The organism is Deltaproteobacteria bacterium, assembly GCA_009930495.1.
In the GTDB taxonomy this organism is placed as follows: Bacteria; Desulfobacterota; Desulfovibrionia; order Desulfovibrionales; family Desulfomicrobiaceae; genus Desulfomicrobium.
Genome location: RZYB01000289.1, coordinates 1 through 2,283 on the forward strand (window position 1 = coordinate 1; position 2,283 = coordinate 2,283).

The following is a 2,283-nucleotide window of genomic DNA, read 5'->3' on the forward strand; positions in this document are numbered from 1 at the left end:
TTTTTGCCGGCATCGGGATGCGTGTTCATCTCCGTCAACGATCACGACAAGAGCGGTATTGTCGTTCCGGCCAAGACGTTCCAGAAGCTGGGTTTCCGCATCATGTCCACGCGGGGCACGGCGGCGTTCCTGGCCGGACACGGCGTGGACTGCCAGGTGGTCAACAAGGTGTACGAAGGGCGGCCCAATGTCGTCGATCACATCAAAAACGGGGACATCCAGCTGGTCATCAACACCTCCTCGGGCAAACGCACCAAGGAAGACTCCTCGGAACTGAGGCGGACCACGGTTCTGTACGGCCTGCCCTACACGACCAATCTGGCGGCGGCCAAGGCCCTGGCCCTGGCCATCAAGGAGCGCAGCACCGCTGGTCTGGATGTGAAATGCCTGCAGGAATATTACGAAGGGACTGCCCGGGATTTTTAGGTTCCGGCCGCCACGGCCAGAGAATCACACCGCGAAGCTCAGGGTCGGACATGGCCCTGGGCTTTTACCATTCAAGAACGCCTACACGGAACGTGCACTGACATGAAAAAAGAAGCTTGCGGATTATTTGGAATTTACGGTCACCCCGAAGCGGCGCGCATGACCTATTTCGGTCTGTACGCCCTGCAGCATCGCGGCCAGGAAAGCGCCGGCATCATCACCTGGGACGGCCAGACCATCCGCGAACAGCGGGGCATGGGGCTGGTGGCCGACGTGTTCGAGGAGCGTCACCTGGGGCACCAGCTCAAGGGCAACGTGGCCATGGGGCACATCCGTTACTCCACCACCGGCGCCTCGCTCATCCGCAACGCCCAGCCCTTTCGGGTGACGTACAAGGGCATCAACATGGCCTTGGCCCACAACGGCAACCTGGTCAACACCCTCAGCCTGCGCGAGGAACTGGAAAACAGCGGCACCATTTTTCAGACCACCATGGACAGCGAGGTCATCATGCATCTGGTGGCCAGATACATGAACGGCGGCACGCCCGAGGAGGCCATCGCCAAGGCCTGTAGCCGCATCAAGGGCTCCTACAGCCTGCTGTTCATGGTCAACCAGAAGCTCATCGCCGTGCGCGATCCGTGGGGTTTTCGCCCCCTGTCCCTGGGCCGGGTCGGGGACGCTTACGTCCTGGCCTCGGAAACCTGCGCCTTTGATTTGCTGGAGGCCGAATACCTGCGCTGTCTCGATCCCGGCGAGATGCTCGTCATCGAGGACGGCCGCATGGTCTCGCACCGTTTCATGGAGCCGGACGAACGCCAGAGCTCGTGCATCTTCGAGCTGATCTATTTTGCCCGCCCCGATTCCCTGGTCTTTGACCAGGAAGTTTATCACGCGCGCAAAACCATGGGCAAGATCCTGGCCCAGGAATGCCCGGCCGACGGCGATTTCGTCATGCCCTTTCCGGATTCCGGCGTGTACGCGGCCGTGGGCTATGCCCAGCAGTCCGGCCTGCCCTTCGAGGCCTGCATGATCCGCAACCATTACGTGGGCCGGACCTTCATCCAGCCCACCCAGGGCATGCGCGACTTTTCGGCCAGAGTGAAACTCAACCCCGTCAAAAGCATGATCAAGGGCAAACGGGTCATCGTCGTCGAGGATTCCATCGTGCGCGGCACGACCATCCGCACCCGGGTCAAGCAGTTGCGTGAGCTGGGGGCCAAGGAAATCCATATGCGCGTCAGCTGTCCGCCCATCCGCTACCCCTGTTTTTACGGCATCGATTTTTCGTCCAAGGGCGAGCTCATCGCGGCCAACCATTCCGTGGCCGACATCGGCCGATATCTGGGTCTGGACAGCCTGCACTACATCACCATCGGCGGCCTGCTCAAGGCCGTGCGTTGTCCGGAAAACTTCTGCCTGGCCTGTTTCAATGGCGCGTATCCACTCCTGCCCGACGAGGGCATAAACAAACTGTCCCTGGAGTGCAGCTAAATGCCGGCCATGTGCAGCCCGGAAACAGGCCAGGACTGGCTGGCCAAGGCCAAGCGGGTACTGGATGTGGAGGCCCAGGGTCTGGCGGCCGTGCGCGACCGTTTGAACGGCACCTTTGTCCGCGCCCTGGAATTGATGGCCGCCTGTTCCGGCAGGGTCGTGATCACGGGGCTGGGCAAATCCGGTCTGGTCGGACGCAAGATCGCGGCGACGCTTAGCAGCACCGGTACGCCGGCTTTTTTTCTCCATCCGGTGGAAGGGGCCCACGGCGATTTGGGCATGATCCGGCCCGAGGACGTCATTGTGGCCATTTCCTATTCCGGCGAAACCGATGAGCTCAACAACATTCTGCCCAGCCTGAAA

Annotated in this window: 3 protein-coding genes; all 3 read left to right on the top strand. The window is 61.2% G+C overall.

Annotated features, from left to right (window positions below):
• On the top strand, positions 1-426 hold a 426-nt coding region (gene carB / locus EOL86_13885; GenBank protein NCD26665.1), incomplete at its 5' end, for a carbamoyl phosphate synthase large subunit.
• 102 nt (positions 427-528) lie between these two features.
• A complete protein-coding gene (locus tag EOL86_13890) occupies positions 529-1,920 on the top strand; it encodes an amidophosphoribosyltransferase (protein NCD26666.1) in 1,392 nt (463 codons plus the stop codon).
• A 9-nt stretch (positions 1,921-1,929) separates the two neighbouring features.
• Positions 1,930-2,283: SIS domain-containing protein (locus EOL86_13895; GenBank protein ID NCD26667.1), on the top strand; the 354-nt coding region annotated here is incomplete at its 3' end.